The 18,796-nt window shown below is 44.8% G+C and carries 13 protein-coding genes; 9 read left to right on the top strand and 4 right to left on the bottom strand.

All coding sequences use genetic code 11. The annotated features are described in order from the left end of the window. Window positions 1-104: 104 nt before the first annotated feature. Window positions 105-782, top strand: a complete 678-nt coding sequence (locus VP98_RS04030; protein ID WP_046173983.1) for a hypothetical protein — start codon at window positions 105-107, stop codon at window positions 780-782. On the opposite strand, the gene VP98_RS19185 is transcribed toward VP98_RS04030, so the two are convergent. Next, window positions 724-906, bottom strand: coding sequence for a hypothetical protein (locus tag VP98_RS19185; RefSeq protein WP_082087829.1), 183 nt, complete (start codon window positions 904-906; stop codon window positions 724-726). The two genes, VP98_RS04030 and VP98_RS19185, sit on opposite strands and share 59 nt — an antisense overlap. Window positions 907-1,245: 339 nt before the next feature. On the opposite strand from VP98_RS19185, the gene VP98_RS04020 reads away from it, so the two are divergent. From VP98_RS04020 to VP98_RS04010, 3 genes are all read left to right on the top strand, one after another. Continuing rightward, complete coding sequence (locus VP98_RS04020) at window positions 1,246-3,888, top strand: valine--tRNA ligase (RefSeq protein ID WP_046173981.1); 2,643 nt, start codon at window positions 1,246-1,248, stop codon at window positions 3,886-3,888. A gap of 61 nt (window positions 3,889-3,949) precedes the next feature. Further along, entirely contained in the window at window positions 3,950-5,251 is a 1,302-nt protein-coding gene (locus VP98_RS04015) for a bifunctional folylpolyglutamate synthase/dihydrofolate synthase (protein ID WP_046173980.1), read from the top strand. Window positions 5,252-5,308: 57 nt separating this feature from the next. Next, window positions 5,309-8,266: a vWA domain-containing protein gene (locus tag VP98_RS04010; RefSeq protein WP_046173979.1), complete on the top strand. Its 2,958-nt coding sequence runs from the start codon at window positions 5,309-5,311 to the stop codon at window positions 8,264-8,266. Window positions 8,267-8,500: 234 nt separating this feature from the next. On the opposite strand, the gene VP98_RS04005 is transcribed toward VP98_RS04010, so the two are convergent. Genes VP98_RS04005 through VP98_RS03995 form a run of 3 tightly spaced genes read right to left on the bottom strand, consistent with a single transcriptional unit; the run spans window position 8,501 to window position 12,085 of the window. Next, window positions 8,501-10,960 carry a hypothetical protein gene (locus VP98_RS04005; protein WP_046173978.1) on the bottom strand — a complete coding sequence of 820 codons (2,460 nt, stop codon included), beginning with the start codon at window positions 10,958-10,960 and terminating at the stop codon, window positions 8,501-8,503. Beyond that, a complete protein-coding gene (locus VP98_RS04000; RefSeq protein ID WP_156151296.1) occupies window positions 10,960-11,625 on the bottom strand; it encodes a type II secretion system protein in 666 nt (221 codons plus the stop codon). The genes VP98_RS04005 and VP98_RS04000 overlap by 1 nt, the downstream gene beginning before the upstream one ends. Beyond that, window positions 11,567-12,085, bottom strand: coding sequence for a type IV pilus modification PilV family protein (locus VP98_RS03995; RefSeq protein ID WP_046173976.1), 519 nt, complete (start codon window positions 12,083-12,085; stop codon window positions 11,567-11,569). The genes VP98_RS04000 and VP98_RS03995 overlap by 59 nt, the downstream gene beginning before the upstream one ends. 119 nt (window positions 12,086-12,204) lie before the next feature. Between VP98_RS03995 and VP98_RS03990 the strand changes: the two genes are divergently transcribed. Genes VP98_RS03990 through VP98_RS03970 form a run of 5 tightly spaced genes read left to right on the top strand, consistent with a single transcriptional unit; the run spans window position 12,205 to window position 18,794 of the window. Further along, window positions 12,205-13,851 carry a putative sodium/potassium/calcium exchanger gene (locus tag VP98_RS03990; RefSeq protein ID WP_046173975.1) on the top strand — a complete coding sequence of 549 codons (1,647 nt, stop codon included), beginning with the start codon at window positions 12,205-12,207 and terminating at the stop codon, window positions 13,849-13,851. Beyond that, window positions 13,835-14,710 (top strand): PRC-barrel domain-containing protein, encoded by an 876-nt coding sequence (locus tag VP98_RS03985; RefSeq protein ID WP_046173974.1) that lies wholly within the window; start codon window positions 13,835-13,837, stop codon window positions 14,708-14,710. The genes VP98_RS03990 and VP98_RS03985 overlap by 17 nt, the downstream gene beginning before the upstream one ends. 4 nt (window positions 14,711-14,714) lie before the next feature. Next, window positions 14,715-16,079, top strand: a complete 1,365-nt coding sequence (locus tag VP98_RS03980) for a VanW family protein (RefSeq protein ID WP_046173973.1) — start codon at window positions 14,715-14,717, stop codon at window positions 16,077-16,079. Between the two features lie 13 nt (window positions 16,080-16,092). Continuing rightward, complete coding sequence (locus VP98_RS03975) at window positions 16,093-17,751, top strand: GspE/PulE family protein (RefSeq protein WP_046173972.1); 1,659 nt, start codon at window positions 16,093-16,095, stop codon at window positions 17,749-17,751. Window positions 17,752-17,756: 5 nt separating this feature from the next. Continuing rightward, complete coding sequence (locus tag VP98_RS03970; protein ID WP_046173971.1) at window positions 17,757-18,794, top strand: type IV pilus twitching motility protein PilT; 1,038 nt, start codon at window positions 17,757-17,759, stop codon at window positions 18,792-18,794. Window positions 18,795-18,796 lie beyond the last annotated feature (2 nt).

The raw sequence follows: 18,796 nt of genomic DNA, 5'->3' as shown, positions 1-18,796 counted from the left end.
ACCTTTAGTGTCAGCCTGCAAGGTGTTCATGCATTGCAGGCTGACACTTTTTTTCATTTTTGCTTCTATTTGCGCATACACTAGCGCGAAAGGGAGGGGTGTGGATGGAAGAGTTGTTTTTCGTTTCCGTTCAGGAAGAAGTTGTATTTCCAGAAGGAGAAGAAGTGGACGAACTGCTGTCCATTTCACTTGATCCACAAGTAACAATTTCCGATTCGATTGTACAGGGGTCAATCGAGGTAACAGGAGAGTATCGGATAAATGATCAATATGGAATGGAGGAAGATACGATCCGCCAGTTTTTTCGCCAAATTCCCGTACAGGCTGTTCTGCCGCCGAATCAGCAGGCATCAGCTGACACAGAAATTGAGATTCATACCTTTGATTACACCGTAGGCAAACCGGATCGCCTGACTTTAGAAGCCGAACTTGCCGTTGCTGTTTCGGCTTCAGGGAATCTTTATGAGGAAACGCTTGCTGCCGCTTCGGTTCAAGAAACGGATAATAAATTCGAAGAAGCAGAAGAGAATCTTGAAGAAAGCTATGACGAAGCAGAAGAAGCGGAAGAAACAGAAGAAGCAAACGATGAGGAGGAAGCAGAGGAAGCCGCTGTTCAAGTTCAAAAACGAACGGAAGACGATTCTTCCATTTTCAGCTGGCTTGAAGAGCGGCCCGTTGAGCAGGCAAAATGGCGGTTTCAAGTGTCATCTGGCAATGTAGAGCTTATAACCACTCAAGATGAAGAGCAGCCGCAAGAAGAATCAGAACAGACAAGAGAATGACATCAAAAGTGGTCGGCAGGAAAATCGTCCGCAGCCCTTGAAAGCAGCACAGAGGAATAATAATCCGGCAGCACATAAAACGGCAGCGCCGGAGCCAGGGCGGCCACCGGTCGTAATGGCGCATCATGAAAAACACATCCTTTTTCTAAAGTACTGTCCAGTCCTTGGTGCAGTCGGAGACCGGCAAGATGTGCTTATGAGCCATAAGGCGATCCAGCTGAAAGGCCATAAAACACCTTCATTTGGTATGGCTTTATGCTTGCCGGCAGCAAGCAGCACCCTGCTCTTTTCTTATCATATGAATTATTCGAAAAACATGTGCATGAGGTTGACGCATAGAAGTCTTTTCGGCTAAGATAATGGTATTGAAAAGAAACGTGTGGACCTGGAAAAGGTGGTACCGCAAGCAGTCTCTTCGTCCTTTTCAGGCGGCGGGGCTTTTTTTTGTCAAGGAGGAAAAATAATGTCACAACAAGAAACAACTATGCCGACAAAATACGATCCACAGGCAATCGAGCAAGGCAGATATGACTGGTGGAAAGCCGGCAAATTTTTTGAAGCGAAAAATGATACATCAAAAACGCCATACACGATTGTTATTCCGCCTCCAAACGTAACAGGTAAGCTTCATCTCGGCCATGCCTGGGATACGACGCTTCAGGATATTTTAACGCGCATGAAGCGGATGCAGGGATATGACGTTCTCTGGCTTCCGGGAATGGACCATGCAGGTATTGCCACGCAGGCAAAAGTGGAGCAGAAATTAAAAGAAGAAGGCACCACCCGATATGATCTTGGACGTGAAAAGTTTCTTGAAGAGTCATGGAAGTGGAAAGAAGAGTATGCCGGCCATATTCGCGCGCAATGGGCGAAGCTTGGCCTCGGGCTTGATTACAGCCGCGAACGGTTTACGTTAGATGAAGGGCTGTCAAAAGCGGTTCGTGAAGTGTTCGTGAAGCTGTATGAAAAAGGGCTGATTTACCGCGGCGAATACATTATTAACTGGGACCCGTCTACGAAAACGGCTCTTTCTGATATTGAAGTGATTTATAAAGACGTCCAGGGTGCTTTTTACCATATGAAATACCCGCTCGAAGATGGATCTGGCTCAATAGAAGTGGCAACAACACGTCCGGAGACGATGCTTGGCGATACAGCGGTCGCTGTTCATCCGGAAGATGAACGTTATAAGCATTTAATTGGCAAAAATGTTGTGCTTCCGATTGTCGGCCGTATTATTCCAATTATCGCGGACGATTACGTGGATCCGGAATTCGGAAGCGGTGTGGTAAAAATTACACCGGCTCATGATCCGAATGATTTTGAAGTGGGCAACCGCCATGATCTTCCGCGTATTCTTGTAATGAATGAAGATGGAACAATGAACGGCCAGGCCGGTACATACAGCGGCATGGACCGTTTCGACTGCCGCAAGCAGATTGTGAAGGATCTTCAGGAAGCGGGCGTGCTGTTTAAAATTGAAGAACATTTGCACTCTGTGGGCCATTCAGAGAGAAGCGGTGCTGTTGTAGAACCGTATTTATCTACCCAATGGTTTGTAAAAATGGAGCCTCTGGCAAAAGAAGCGGTAGAGCTTCAAAAAACCGAAAACAAAGTAAATTTCGTACCGGACCGTTTTGAGAAAACATATCTCCACTGGATGGACAATATCCGTGACTGGTGTATTTCACGCCAGCTCTGGTGGGGCCACCGGATTCCAGCCTGGTATCATAAAGAAACCGGCGAAGTGTATGTTGGACACGAAGCTCCGAAAGATGCGGAAAACTGGGAACAGGATAATGATGTGCTGGATACATGGTTTTCTTCTGCACTGTGGCCGTTTTCTACAATGGGCTGGCCGGATGCGGAATCGGCTGAGTTCAAACGCTATTACCCAACAGCCGCGCTTGTAACAGGCTACGACATTATTTTCTTCTGGGTATCACGGATGATTTTCCAGGGTCTTGAGTTCACGGGCGAGCATCCATTTGAAGATGTTCTGATTCATGGACTTGTGCGTGATGCACAAGGGCGCAAAATGTCCAAATCACTTGGAAACGGTGTTGATCCAATGGAAGTCATTGATCAATACGGTGCGGATTCACTCCGCTATTTCCTCGCAACCGGAAGCTCACCGGGCCAGGATTTGCGCTATACAACTGAAAAAGTCGAAGCAACATGGAATTTTGCCAATAAAATCTGGAATGCTTCCCGGTTTGCTCTTATGAACATGGGCGGCATGACATATGATCAAATTGATTTATCCGGTGAAAAATCCGTGGCAGACGAGTGGATTTTAACCCGCCTGAACGAAACAATCGACAGTGTAACAAGCCTGTCTGCGAAATATGAATTCGGGGAAGTCGGCCGTACGCTGTACAACTTTATCTGGGACGACCTTTGTGACTGGTATATTGAAATGGCCAAATTGCCGCTCTACGGAGAAGACGAGCAGGCAAAACAAATGACCCGCTCCGTTCTTGCTTATGTGCTCGATAACACGATGCGCCTTTTGCATCCGTTTATGCCATTTATTACAGAAGAAATCTGGCAGAACCTTCCGCATGAAGGTGAAACGATTGTGGAAGCTTCCTGGCCAAAGGCAGATCCTTCTTTAACAAATAAAGAAGCGGCTGCAAACATGAAGCTGCTTGTCGATATTATTCGTGCTGTCCGCAATATTCGGGCGGAAGTAAACACGCCGATGAGCAAAAAAGTACCGCTCGTCTTGAAAGCCAAAGATGCCGGGGTGCTCGCAACTTTAACGGATAACCATTACTATATTGAACGGTTCTGCAATCCGGATGAGCTTTTAATCGATACAAATCCAGCGGTGCCTGAAAAAGCAATGACGGCGGTTGTAACGGGCGCAGAATTGTTTATGCCGCTTGCCGGCCTTCTCAATATTGATGAAGAAATTGCCCGTCTTGAAAAAGAAAAAGCAAAATGGCAGTCCGAAGTGGACCGTGTTTTGAAAAAGCTTGCCAATGAGCGGTTTATTTCAAAAGCGCCGCAAAAAGTTGTAGATGAAGAGCGGGCCAAAGAAGCAGATTACCGTGAGAAACTGGCAGCAGTAGAAGCGCGTATTGAAGATTTAAAGAACTAAGCGAAAAAGACGAACCTGCCTAAAGGACGGTTCGTCTTTTTCGTACATAAGGAGAACAGGAATGAATAACTACGAAGAAGCACTCACCTGGATACATGGACGTCTTCGCACCGGTATTAAACCGGGACTTGAACGTATGGAGTATATAATGTCGCGCCTTAACCATCCGGAACGGCGGGTAAGGGCTGTTCATATTGGCGGAACAAACGGAAAAGGATCAACTACAGCGATGCTCCGGTCTATCTTAACGGAAGCTGGTTTTGAAACGGGTACATTTACATCGCCCTATATTGAGCAGTTTAATGAACGCATCAGCGTAAACGGAACGCCGATTTCAGATGAAGAAATCACATTGCTTGCCGGTAAAATCAAAACGATTGCGGATGAAATGGAAGACCTTGAGATCGGCGGACCGAGTGAATTTGAAATTATTACCGCGATGGCTTTTTACTACTTTGCTTACGTGCACCCGGTGGATATTGTTTTATTTGAAGTGGGGCTCGGCGGCCGTCTGGACTCAACGAATATCGTTCATCCTATCCTGTCGATCATTACGACGATTGGCATGGATCATCTTCAGTTTTTGGGAGATACGATCGAAAAAATTGCCGGTGAAAAAGCAGGCATTATTAAAAGCGGCATTCCTGTTATCACAGCCGTTGAGCAGCCGGAGGCGCTCTGTGTTATCGCCGAAAAAGCAGCCGAAAAAAAAGCGGCTCTATACGAGTACGGCCATGATTTCACTGGCGCATGGACCGCTTCTCTTGAAACAGGCGAGCAATTTGATTTTGTTTCTGCCTACAGTACACGGCCGTCTCTTCAAACAGGCCTTGTCGGGCTCCATCAAGTACAAAACGCGTCAATGGCTGTGATGGCAGCCGATTACCTGCGTATGTACTATTCTTTTTTAATTGAGGACGAACATATTAAAAGCGGGCTTGAAAAAGCAGCCTGGCCGGGCCGCTTTGAAACACTATCCCGCCGGCCGCTTGTAATCGCCGATGGCGCCCATAATGAAGAAGGGGTGGCGGCACTCGTTAAAACAATTGGACAGCGATTCCCGGACCGTTATATTACAATTCTGTTTGCCGCGATGAGAGATAAGCCGCTTGACCGGATGATTGGCCTTTTAAAAGAGTCAGCAGACAAAGTGTTTCTTGCTCCGTTTGATTTTCCAAGAGCGGCCCGCACGCAGGACTACGAACAGTTTCAGTCGGAAACAGTTCAAATTGCTCAAAGCTATCAGGCGGCCATTCAATCCTTTCAGCAGAACGCATTCAAACAGGACGTTTTAATTATCACCGGCTCCTTGTACTTTATATCGAACGTGAAAAAAGACATGAAAACCATTCTTTCCAAATAAGCACAAGGTCTATATAATAGTAAGAAAGATTGCCTATTAGGAAAAGGCTGGTGCCAAATGAAAAAATTTGTAGTAAATGCTGTTTTATCAATCATCGTGCTTTTTTTAATAATGCCGTTTAATGCCCTGCAAACAAAAGCACAGGGAAATACAATTGGGGTCTCTGTAACTGCGGCTCCCTCTCAATCGGTCGTTGTAAAACCAATAGACAGTAATGCACGGGCGCGGATTGATATGAAAATGATTCCGTTTGGAAAGTACGAGCAGCTGGCCCGGAAACCTGTAGATGTCGTTTTTATTTTTGATACATCCGGATCAATGAACGAGTCAGGTACCCGCCCGCAAAAGTTCCAAAGTGCGAAAGAAGCGATGTATAAAGCGCTGGATTATTTTCAGAAAAATGCAGGGCCGAATGACCGATTTGCATTTATCCCGTTTAATTCTGGAATAGATATGAATAATATAATTGATATCAACTACGGAACAGGAAGCAAAGAAGCTGTTAACTGGAAGCTTGAGCAAATAAAATACAAGGTAAATAGATTAGCAGCCAATGGAGGCACCAATTATCGTTCACCAATGGAATATGCTGAAAATATGTTAACCGGGTCAACAAATGAAAAAAATATTATTTTTATGACAGATGGTGAATTGACTGTTTCTGAGGAGAGAACAGCGGTTTGTGATTATTATTGCTATGACGATGGAATAAATACCGTTTCACAATATACAAACGGGTCATTTGGCTATTATTCACAGCGCTTTAGAAATGTGACTAACCCGTATATTTTTAATGGAGTAAACTGGATTAATACCTCATCAAGCGAAGGGAAAAAACAAGCTATTAATCTATTTAGAAAAAACGCCAAAAATAAAGCACAGGCGCTGGGAGCCAAAAACATTAAAATGTACTCCATCGGTTTTGGAAATGATCCATCCGAGCTGGACCAGCCGTATTTAGAAGAACTGTCTTCGGTAACAGGAGCATATGCGAGTCCTGCATCCGAAGGGAATATTGACCGGATTTTTCTTGACATTGCAGAATCAATCAATAAGCAGAAGCTTGATGTCGAAGTGACACTAGACCTGGCGAAGTTCGGCGGAAAAGTAATAGCGGCCGAAGGAGCTAACGCTGCAATAGACGGCACTAAAGTAACGCTGAGAAAAACGTTTGAATATGATTATCAGCAAAACGCGCCGGCGCCGGTCGATTTAACGCTGCCTCTTGAATTTACGGCTGTTGGCACTTATACATTTGATAACATTAAACTAACTTACAAGCGGCCAGACGGTTCCACCGGTTCTGCCAATGTGCAGCCGGTTACCATTGAGGTCAGGGCGGAAGCGCCGCCGGCTATTAACGGCAGCATGGTGTTAAAAGGAGAACTGGAATCAAACCCTGTGAACAACCTCGTCAAGCAGGCGGGCAAACGAACCAATTATTTTCGGGCAGATTACAATTTGACGCCGAATGGATTAAGCAACAGCACAGTTAAAGGTACATTGAAGAATATTAAGCTTATCCAGCCTCTCCCTGATGGAGTCAGCCTTGACGAAAAATCAGCATCTAATGTAAAGCTTCAAACGAATGGGAGTACTGGAGCCAAGGAAGCCGTTATTACGTTAACCCAAACTGTAACATACGCGAATGGCGCTTTTACACCGGCATCGTTTGGGGCATCGCTGAAGCTGAAAGCAGACTGGGCACTTCATAACGTAACAATGCCGCAGGCCCGTGTAGAATACGAGGATACACGATTTAACCAAACATACAGCTCTTCTATTCCATCTGCTTCAGACCGGATTACCAGCAAAGTGAGATTGGATGATGAGAACAGTCATAATTATGACGGCTATGCAAATGGCAGCATTAAAAAGGTAGAGAAGTCATCCGGCAGTACTGTTGCAGAAACAGCGTACCCGAATGATTACAGCTTATTACCGGAACCGGTAAAAGATATGGTTTTCACAGATGGAAACAAAAAAGCAATTAACATTACCTATTCGGATGATTCATCCGCTGTATTATACTTTACCGCTGATATTGGCATGACAGGAGCAGACAGCAAAGCGGCTGTTGAAGATAAAGCAGTCGTATATGAGAGTGTAGATGCCAGGCTTTCCCGTTTCGTAGCAGGGGAAGGTGTCCGGTACGAATACCGCATCAGCACACAAAAAGCAGAAGGCGAAGCATGGGAAACCGGCGGCTGGGCTGCCCTGGCAAAGAACCAGACTGTTCCGCTTACGGCGATGGGCGTCAATAAAATTGAAGTCAGATCATTCGGCGGCTTCTCGCTCGGAAGTGATGAAATTATTTCAAAACAAGTAACGATTAAGAAAAAAATAGACCGGGTTGAAATATGGTCTGTCGGTGATAAACGAGAACCAATCACCGAGCTTCAAGTTACGGAAGGTGAATCGAAAGAATTTGAAGTGAAAATATTCCTTGAAGGAAACGATGAACCAGAAAGTGCGGCAGACTACCCATGGATTTACAAGCTGACAGATGAAACCGTCGCTCTTGCGGTGCCGGGAGAGAAAAACATCGGCACGGCGGCCGGCATTAAGCCGGGGGAAACAACCCTTACCGTCACGCCGGACATGGACCCGAAAGCAAATCCGGAGAATAAAAGCGCCAATCTTGACATTATCGTTACATCAGCTTTTACCGAACTTGAAGGAGTCACCTTCGAGCAGTCTAAATACACGAATAAAACGAAAGAAAAAGTAATAGATATGCTTGAAACAACACCGTCAGGATTGGAAGATACGATCAAGGTAACCAATGTATATGCTTCGAACCCGGAAGGCGATATTGTTAAAATTACGCAGCCTGGCGGAGGGGACGGTGACTGGTACATTGAAGCCGGTACAGAAACAGGTTATACAAGAGTGACGGCTGTCGTTGAGCAGCAAAAACCGGACGGCAGTGTTATCGAAAAAGAAGCGAAAGCCAGGTTTGAAACTGGAAACGGCGATAATACAACAGCCGAAGAAATCGAAGGTGAGTGGTAACAGCACTAAAAAAGCTTGAGGAGAAATCCTCAAGCTTTCAGGCTGTTGACAAACGCTTGCTTTCGGCGTTACTTGCCGGCTGTGAATGCTCATGACCCTCAAAAGGTTACTCCGCTTCCCAGCCGGCCGCGTTCCTGGAAAGACAAACATTTTCAATCAGCCTGCTTTCTAACTTTGTGTACACTCTCAAAGCTTGAGGAGAAATCCTCAAGCTTTTTTATGCTGAATCAAAAGCTATTCAACCGTCAGCTGGTCACTGTATACAGTTAAATACTCTACCTCTGGCAAATAATCAAGCTGGCTCAGTAAAATATCCCGGTCATAGTCAACGATAAAACGGGAATAGCGGTCCTCCTGCTGTTCGGAGGGAGGAATGGCCGTAGAGATTTCAAAGCTTTTCGTTTCACCACGTATCGCATTAATGGCGAAACCGCCTTTTGCAAAAAGCCCTCCATCCACATAAAACAGCGAGCCAACACCATATAATTTAGCAGCCGGATTTTCTGATTTATCAGATATGCTTGTGGTTACTTCTGCTTCCTTATCTGTGTAGAAAAATCCTTTCAGAGGCTGAATTTTTTCTTCTGAATCAGGCACATAAGGCTTCTCTCCTTCTTCCTGCTCTTTGCTGCTTTCAAAGTTCTGGAATTCATTAATCCGCGTAATCAGCAGGGAACCGCCCGATAACAAAACAAGCTGCCCTGGCTTTTCTCCTTCAGGTGTAAAACCCTTGATCGACAGGTTTGATATTTTTGTTTCTCCCTGTGCATACATCGTTCCGCTTACGGAAAAAACATCGTTTTCTCCCTTGCTCCCTTGTTCATCGTCTCCTTGAATTGTCAGCTTATTATCTGCAAACAGGGGGCCGTTAAAGGAAATGGGCTCCGATTCTCCACTTTCCCCTTCCTGGTTGTTTTTCACAAATACAGTAATATTGTTATTCATATCGGCTGAAAACTCTTTACCTTCCGATTCTGGGGAAGATTCTGAGGAAACGACATTGCCGGTGATGGACGCTTTTCCTGAAAAATCCAGGGTAATAGAGCCGAGCGCATGTAAATGATTTTTTAATGTGAAGCTGCCCGACGACACGATGTTCATATTGCCAGTGCTGTATAAGGCATTTATACTCGTTTCTTGCTGGCCAGCGGAGAAGGGGTATTGGAAATCAACAGTCATCTCATTTTTATTTTTAATAATGAGGTCGTCTTCCGAACGAAGCGGAGCTGAGACGATGAAGGAACCGGCATTATCAATAACAATATCCTGTGAATCAGGAGTTGTTGTACCGTTAGTTCTCAAAAAGCCGGATTGAATTTTCTCTGTTAATTCGATTTGGCCGCTTTCATTGTCAAAGATCACATCCCCGCCGCTGTCAAGCGCGCCAAGAATAAAAGAGCCCGTCCGGTTGTCTGCTTCAACGGCCAATTCATCGTATATGTGGGCGCTGTCTGCTTCTATCGTTCCAGAATCGTTTTCTATTACGATGCCGCGGTCCGAGATGAGATCATCTACTATTGTCACCGTGCCGCTGCCCTTATTATCAATTTTCAGGATGCCTCCTGAAACGGACACATTCTTAATGGTAAGATCGCCTTCTGTTTCAATGGTCAAAGAGCCTTTTACATTTAAATTTTCAACACGACTATGCGCCGGTTTTACAACGGCATTTCCTTCGTAATTAATATTGCTGATATCATATTTAGCGGCGTATTCGCTTAACGTAAGCGTATCTTCCGGATCATCAGGGTCAGGGAAGCCGGTTACTGGTGGACTTTCCATATGTTGGGCTTTGTTTTTAGGAAGGGAGCTCTCATCGGCCGCGGAGACAGCATTCATCTTTTGTAAAGCTGCTGAGCGCTCTTCTGTATAAGCTTCGGAAAAATAAATGCTTTGATACTGGCTGTCATTTTTTAAACCCGGCGCCCGTTTTTCCTTGTAAAAATTGTCTGGCTTTAACACATCCATTAGCTTTTGCGGTTCAAATGTGTTTCGCCATTCTTCATAACTTCCGGTTGTCCCCGCGTATAAATCTCCGGAAACAGATGGCTTTGGGGTTAAGCTTCTTCCTTCGTTTCCTTTTTCATCAAGATAAATCGCTTCAGGGCTGATGCTCAGGTCATTGGCAAAGATATTTCCCTGCAGATGCGGGGACCCATTAAGCGTTAATGTCCCTTTTTCAGAACCGATTGCGTATTTTAAAAAACTTGGCAGGGGAGAAATAATCAGTTCTTTTTCTGCTGTCCGCGACACGGCGGTTCTTCCAGGCTCAATAGCCGTAATCCGTACTTTTAAGACACGGGTCAGGTTGCGGTTATCTGTAAAAAGAGATGGATCTGTTACATCGGTAACCTCAATTTTTTCAATCGACGTATTTTCCATTAATTTGTTTTCAATGACTGTTGAAGCGGACTCAAGCAGCCCTTTTAAAGCAAATGACGGATTCGGATTTTTTGACAATTTCTCAATATACATAGTGGAGTCGGTACGCAAATGCTCTGAAAGCGCAGCAGTATAGGAATCAATGGCTTTAATCGCTTCATAAGTCGTATCCACATCTTCAACACGCACGGTGGTTCGGTTGGCTCCGCCGATCGTAGAGGCAACAACGGCAAGCCCGATTGTAGACATAATTACAGTGACCAGCAGAACAAGCAGCAATGTATTTCCTTTTTCATTACAAAGCTTTTGCATTAAAATCCAAACCTACTTTCTAATTGCATAGTGTCAACAGTACGGTCGCTTTTTAAATTAAATATGAGTTCAATAGACCCGCTTTGACAGACGGAGCTGCCGTTTTCCTCTGTTTTGGTATCGCAGGCGACGTTAAAGACCGGCTTGTTATCCGGATTGGGTATAAACTGTGAAGGCACTTCAAGCGTTTCCACTCCATCATTTTCATTAGTGCCGGATCGCTCAATTTTAATTTGCGATCCTTCTATGAAAATTTTCGTCTCTGTTTTTTCTGAATCCATCTCTTTCTGGGAAGGAGCATAGTAAAATTCAGGAGTACTTTCGCTGCCTTCATTTTCATTTTCAATTTTATCGAAGCCAACTTTTTTATTGTTAAGGATCACCACACAAGAGCCATCCCCACAGTCTTTCACTTCGTCAAAAGGTGTGGAGTAAAATTCATTCATAATTCTGGTTGTTACATAATCGGCATCTTCACGAAACTGTGTTTCGGCTGTCTGCTTTGTAAAAATCTTTTGGCCGGTAACGAGTGTGCTTGTTAAAACAGATCCGATAATGGCCATGATTGCGATTACTGCCAACAGCTCCATTAAGCTGACTCCGCGTTCATCGCAAATCCTCGCTTTTAATCGTGCCGTCAAGTTCCATAGTTTTTTGAGGGCCATTTCCAGTCCAACCTACTTTCACCTTAATGGGAATGTAATATTTTTTTTCTTCCGCGTTTTCAATGTCGCCTAAAGAGATTGCTGCGTGATAAGAGCCATTGTTTACTTCGATATTTCTACATTTTGATTCGTCAATATTGTTGGATTCAGGATTTGACGGTTCAAGTGTATAAACGTAAATGTCGGGATCGCCTTCAGAAGGGCACATTTTCAGCCATTTTTCTGTACCGGGATTTTCAAATTCATGACGCATTTCGACAAATGATTGTTTTTCCATAAACATTAAAGCATTCCGGGCTACATTTAAAGCCACTGTCCGGCTTTCATTGGAAGCATTAAAAGTGGCGGCTTGAAAAAAGAAGCGGGTGACGGAAAGCAAAATAATAGTTAAGATAGTAAGCGAAACCAGGAGCTCGATCAATGTGACACCTGATTGACAATTTTTGATTTTTTTCGCCACGAGTTTTTTCCTTTCTTTGCAATTACATAACTTTATTATACAATATTCCTATTATACTGTATTTTTCCTGCATGGGTTATGTGATTATTCTACTACATTGATCATAGAGAGGGTTGTTGATGACAAAAACAATTATGATGTTTATCGGATTTTTGCTTGTTTTGCCGATTTTGCCCTGGCTGCCGATCGGCGTTTCCTTAAAAGGAAAGATCATCATTGTGCTTGAGAGCCTTGCTGTTGCGGGAGCAGTTACAGCTGCTCTTGCCTATCTCCCGCTCTGGCAAGGCCTTTTAATCGGGCTTCTATTTTTTATTACGACAGGTTACTTTACGATAAAATATGGCCTTCCGGTTTGGGCGGAAGAAGCAGAAGCTTTTGAAGGAGCCGCTGAAAACGAAGATATTGGGGAGCGGGCAGAAAAGCGTTCCAGCAGATCGCTGTTTAGAAAAAAGGAAGCAGCAGAGACTGCAGAACACATACAGCACCAAAAGAAAGAGGCGGATGGGGAATCCTCATTTTTATTGAAGCAGGAAGCTGAGAGCCAGGCCGCGGAGTCAGAATCCAGAGAAATGCTTTTAGCTGCTGATGATCAAAAAGCAGCTCCAGAGGAATTAGATGATCAAGCAGCTTTCGAATTTGAAAAGGAAGCACTTGAAGAACGTATTGGTTCTGGCGAAACAGACGATCATCAAGCAAGTGAAGAAGGGAAATGGCAGTCCGGGCTCGACGGTGATCTGGAGGAACTGGATTTTAGTTTTTCATCTGAGGATGATGAAGAGCAGAAAGAAGCCGGACCGGACATTGAAGAAACAGGGGGATGGCTTGAAGAAATAAATGCCGGAGATGAAACGGCTGCGGCAAAATTAGCAGAGGAAGCCGGCCTGGATGAATTACTGGGGAAAGATGAAGATGAAGAAATAGAGATTTTAGACCATGAAGAAATAAGCTTATTTGACGATAAAGAAATAGAAGAAAGTGAGGAAGATTCTTTAGAGGAGCTGGAGGAGCTCAGCGGACAGTATTTAAATGACTTATTTGAAGATGAACTGCAGGAAAGCACCGGGATTTCAGCAGAAGAGAATCTGGAAACAGCAGAAGAGCCTGAAGAAGGTCTTTTCATACAGCAGGAGGAAGACGATTTCGAGCAGGAAGCGTTTCTGTCTGCAGAGGAAGATACGGATAATGAAAGTGGACAGGCTGCTGAAGAGGTTGAAGAAGCTGAAGAAGCTGTAGAGGAGCTGCAGGAAAGCACCGGGATTTCGGCTGAAGAGAATCTGGAAACAGCAGAAGAGCCTGAGGAAGTTCTTTTTATACAGCCTGAAGAAGCCGATTTGGAGCAGGAAACGCTTCTGTCAGCAGAAGAAGAAGCGATTAATGCCGCCTTGCCGGAAGAAAGTGAAGAGCCGGGGCAGTTTTCTGCAGAAGAGAGCATGGAAGAAAAGCCGCGCCTTTCGCCAGAGTGGCTTCATGCAATCGTTCAGGAAATTACCGTGAAACAGCAGGTTCTTTCCTACACAGACGCAGAGCAGATCATGTTTGGTTATTTAAAGGCTCCGCTTCATGACCGTGATTATTACGTAATTGCCCGAATGCTGCTCGCGTTTTATATGGCGAAAAACAAGCCCGGACAGGCTGCGCAGCTGGCGGATGAGCTCTTGTGCCGTCTTGGCGCGTATCCGGTTCTGGCAGATGAAATAAAAAGCATTAAAGAGATTATTTTAAATCAATCAATGGAAACAGGTGAGAGAAATGAAGAGAAGCAGTGAAGTTCAAAGCCTTCCTATTATCAGCATTGCGGACGGTGTAGAGATTGGAAAAGTAAAGTCGCTTATTATTAACCCGGAAAAAAGAAGTGTCGATTTTATTACCATTGAACATGAAGAATGGGAACAAGAAGGAAAAGCAATTCCGTTCAATAAAATTATTGGTATTGGTGATTACGCACTGACGATTGAGCAGGAAAGCAACGTGATTGAAATGAACAGCATCCCGGTAGCCAATGAACTATTGAACCGCAAAACGAAAATTGAGCAAACACGTTTAATGACAAAAAAAGGACAATTAATCGGAGAAGCAGTTGAGTATATGATTGATGACGAAACCGGTGAAATTGTCCAGCTTATTGTAAAAGACAGCGAAGGTTCGTTTATAGTAAATGGACAGTTTGTGGTTACATACGGCCGGGACTTGATTGTGGTCAGTGAAGATGTGGTCAAAGAATCGCCAGAAAGCGAAGCGGCAGTACCGCACTCCCTTTCCATTCAGCCAGAGGATTCACTTGAAGCGGTTCAAGAAAAGCAGCAGCCTGTTTTAAAAGTGGAAGAACCGATTAATGCAGAAGCCGGCATTGAAGAATTGCCGCTTTTAGAAGAAATTGAGGCAGAACCCGAACCGGTTCATAACGGGCAGGAAGAATCTGAAGCTTCTTCTATTGACCGGTGGCTTCAAATGATCGATGATCAGCACAGCAAGCTGCTGGCCGGGAAAACAGTCGTGAAGGATATTGAAGTGAACGGGGAAGTGCTTATTCCGGCCGGTGAGGTTTTAGCCGAAGAACATATTCAAAAAGCGCGATCGGCCGGTCCGGAGGTTTTAGTCGAGTTAAGCATGAACAGCGAGGCATAAGGAAGTGGAAGCAGTAGGACGGCCTCAAAAAATAATTGGAAAAGCAGCGCTCTTTTTACTTTTGCTTGTGATCTACTTTTCGCTGTTTTCTTTTTACGGAAGCCGGCTGTTTGAAAAAGTCTTTTTATCGGATACCGTTTTTGACGAGAATACGGCGATCGGGCCTGAGAAAGTTGCCGGCATGACCGACCGCGAAGCAGCAAAGCTTCTTAATGAAGAAATTGAAAACTGGCAGGCTCAGGCGGTTATGAAACTCAAATATGCAGAAAAAGAGATACCGCTGAGCAGTAGTTTTGTTGAGTTTCAAGTAAGACAGTCTGTCGATGAAGCGGCGGATGGACAGCAAAACCGGTTAATTGCATCGGTTTCGCCTGAAAAGCTTGAAGACGAGCTGAATCGAAAAATGCCGGCTCTTCAAATAAAGGATCATATAGATATAGATTTGCTGGCTGCTGATTTAGGGGATATTGGTGATTATTTAAAGAGCGGAGAATCAGTACTCGACCTATCGCTTTACCTGGAGGAAAACGGAAAAACGGCCAAGCTGGCTGAAGTTACGGCAGACGGGCTCGATAGTGCATCGATACGCTTTATCAAAGAAAATCCGGCTATTTCTATCAAAGGAGGATCCTCGGTTTCTTTTAACAGCTGGATTGAGCCTGCTGCGGACAAAATAAGTGAAGAAAGCTTGAATCTTTTATCATCAGCTCTCTATCAGCTCATACTGAAAACAAATTTCGACATTATGGAGAAAAATCAAAGCACGGCTCTTCCTGATTACATTGATCTTGGTTATGAAGCGAAAGTAAAAAGAAAAAAAGAACAGGATTTTATCTTTTTTAATCGGAATGATTATGACTATACGATTGAGTGGACGGCTGACAATGGAAATGTATACGGCGTGCTAAAAGGCATTCCTTTTTATTACACATATAAACCGGAATTAAAGAACAAAAAAACATTGAAGCCAAAAACGGTCCTTCATTTTAGCCCGAATCTTCCATATGGCCAGATGAGGATAGAACAATACGGTGAAACTGGCTTGATGATTGATGTGTTCAGGTCCCGGTACGAAGGGGCAAAAAAAATGGACAGTGAGCAGGTAGCTGCTGACTTTTATCCGCCCGATCATCAAATCGAGCTGTACAGCTCACAGGAGCCGCCGCCTCCGCCTGAACCGGAAGAGACGGAAGAAACAGATGAAGCCGGAACAGAGTCTGGAGATGAGACAGCGAATGAAGAAGATTCCTCTGTAGATGACGAACCGCCGTCTGAAGGTGAAGAAAACTCATCTTCAGACGAGCAAAACCAGGCCGAAGATGAAGAAAGCTCCTCTGCTGAAGAAAACAATACTGAAAATGCGCAATAAAAGGTGATGCGGAATGAAGACGAAACGAAAACGGCTTGGTGATCTGCTGGTTGAATCCGGCTTGATTTCAGAAGAACAGCTCTCCCTTGCTTTAACAGAAAAAAAATCCAGCCAGAAACTCGGGGATGTGCTTTTAAGCAGGGGTTTTATTACAGAACAGCAGCTGATTGAAGTGCTGGAATTCCAGCTGGGTATTCCGCATGTCAGCCTGTACCGCTATCCGATTGATATTAAGCTGCTCAGCCTCGTATCAAAAGATATGGCGAAGAAAAGCTTAATCATTCCGTTGAAAAAAGAAGAAAACCGATTGTTTGTAGCCATGGCTGACCCAATGGACTATTTTACAGTAGAAGATCTGCGCCTGGCCACAGGCTTTCAAATTGAAACCGCCATTGCAACAAAGCAGGACATCCTGCGTGCCATTAACAAGTACTATGATATGGATGATTCGCTTGAAGAATTTATGCAGCAAAACCCTCCTGAAGCAGCTGAGGCACAGGAAACAGTAGAGGAAGATTCACCGGTTGTCCGGCTGGTAAACCAGATTATGTCCCGAGCCCTGACGGAAAAAGCAAGCGACATTCATATTGATCCGCATGAAACAAAGGTAGTCGTCCGCATGCGGGTTGACGGCGTATTGCAGCTCGACCGGCAGCTGCCGAAATCAATGCTTGGTATGTTAACAGCGCGGATCAAGATAATGGCGAACATGGACATTACGGAACACCGTATCCCGCAGGATGGACGGATTAAAACCAATATTGATTTTCGGCCGATTGATCTTCGTATTTCAACGCTTCCCACTGTTTATGGCGAAAAAATCGTCATGAGGATACTGGATTTAAGCAGTTCCTTAAATGATATGAATCAGCTTGGATTTAATAAAGTCAATTTAAAGCGGGTTGAATCCCTGCTCCAGCGCCCGAATGGCATTGTGCTGATTACCGGCCCGACCGGATCGGGAAAATCCTCCACACTGTATGCAGGATTGAACCGGCTTAACAGTGAGGAAGTAAATATCATTACGATCGAGGACCCGGTAGAATACCAGCTTGAGGGCGTCAATCAAATACAAGTCAATCCGAACGTCGGGCTGACATTTGCCGCGGGGCTCCGCTCCATTTTGCGCCAGGACCCGAATGTTATTATGATCGGTGAAATTCGGGATAAAGAAACAGCGGAAATTGCCATTCGTGCGTCTTTAACCGGCCATCTGGTGCTTAGTACTTTGCATACAAACGATTCGATCAGCAGCATTACCCGTTTAATTGACATGGGTGTTGAGCCGTTTCTCGTTGCTTCTTCCCTGAGCGGAATTGTTGCCCAGCGTCTGATTCGCAAAGTATGCCGGGACTGCGGCCGGGAAGAGCAGGCGACTGAGCGGGAAAAAGAGATTTTCGGAAAACGGGGGCTTAAAATCGAGAAAGTCAAGCGGGGAAAAGGCTGTGCTTCCTGCAATATGACCGGCTATAAAGGGCGCCTGGCCATTCACGAAGTTCTAGTTGTTACCGAGGAAATGAAACGAATGATTTTAAACAATGAACCATTGTCGAAATTAAAACAAACCGCGTTAAAAAACAAAACGATTTTTTTGCTTGACGATGGTCTTTTAAAAATTAAGCAGGGCATCACGACAACCGAAGAGGTGCTTCGTGCTGTGTTAATGGAGTAGAAACTATGAAAGATAAGCTTGAATTTATTTTACGTTCCGCTTTTGAACTGAAAGCGTCAGATATCCATTTAACAGTCGGAACAGCTCCCGTGTTTCGCATACACGGTGATTTAAAGCGCTATGGAAAAGAACCGCTGAAGCCGGCTGACACAGAAGCAATGGCAAAAGCCGTCATTCCAGAATCCATGTGGAGCACGTTTAAGGAAAAGGGAGAGCTTGATTTTTCCTTTGGCCTGCCGCGTGTATCCCGCTTCCGGGTAAATGCCTACCATCAGCGCAACTGCATTGCCCTTGCTTTTCGGGTCATTGCTTCGGGGGTGCCGACACTTGAAGATCTCCATATGCCGGAAATCTTAAAAAAAGTGTCAGAACGGCCGTATGGCCTCGTTCTTGTTACAGGACCGACCGGCAGCGGAAAATCAACCACGCTTGCCAGTATGATCGATTATTTGAACCGCAATACAAGAAAACACATTATTACGCTTGAAGATCCAATTGAGTATTTGCATAAGCATGGAAAATGCATTATCGACCAGCGGGAAATCGGGTATGACACCCAGACATTTGCGAACGGGCTTCGTGCAGCGTTACGCCAGGACCCGGATGTTATTCTGGTCGGCGAAATGCGTGACCTTGAAACCATTCAAACAGCCATTACGGCAGCAGAAACAGGCCATCTTGTGTTCGCCACACTTCATACATCAAGTGCGCCCGCTACAATTGAGCGGATCATTGATGTGTTTCCGGCTGAACAGCAGCCGCAGATCCGCACCCAGCTCGCGACGGTTTTAACAGCCGTTATTGCCCAGCGCCTGTTTCCGACAGCAGATTTAAAGGGAAGGCGGGCGGCTCTGGAAATTATGCTGAATAATTCAGCAGTGGCCAATTTAATCCGGTCAGAGAAAGTCCACCAAATTATCAATGTAATCCAGACATCGAAAGCCCAGGGTATGCAGCTCATGGCCGACCATGCCCAGGAATTGTTTCGCCAGGAGATTGTTTCAAAAGCAGCACTTCTTCCTTATTTAAGAGAAAGGGAATAACA

Source organism: Domibacillus indicus, from assembly GCF_000970685.1.
GTDB classification, from domain to species: Bacteria; Bacillota; Bacilli; order Bacillales; family Domibacillaceae; genus Domibacillus; species Domibacillus indicus.
The sequence above is the reverse complement of the archived record's forward strand: the minus strand, read 5'-3'. Positions and strand labels throughout refer to the sequence as shown.